Below are 260 nucleotides of genomic sequence, written 5' to 3' on the forward strand. Positions count from 1 at the left end.
TGGCAGGTTTTTTGGCCCGCTCGGCGGCAATCAGTTTTTCGTAGCGGGCGAACAGATGTTCCAGCCGTTCCGAGGCATCACGGAAAGGCCGGTCGCGATACAGGGCTTCCACCGCACGATCCAAGGTTTTATGGGCGGCCAGCAGCGGGGCGGGCATTTTGTCCGGGTCGTAGAGGTCTGCCAGGGATTTATCCGGGTAGTCTTCGCGGATGAGCAATACTTCCTCGGCCAGAGCTTCAATGTGCTTGCGTTTGGCTTCA

At 58.5% G+C, this 260-nt stretch carries 1 protein-coding gene; it reads right to left on the bottom strand.

All coding sequences use genetic code 11. The features are described 5' to 3' along the window. A partial coding sequence (locus EUU22_RS22250) for a type IIL restriction-modification enzyme MmeI (protein ID WP_245485250.1) occupies positions 1-260 on the bottom strand: 260 nt, incomplete at both ends.

Origin of the sequence: Ciceribacter ferrooxidans, from assembly GCF_004137355.1 — a bacterium.
GTDB classification, from domain to species: Bacteria; Pseudomonadota; Alphaproteobacteria; order Rhizobiales; family Rhizobiaceae; genus Allorhizobium; species Allorhizobium ferrooxidans.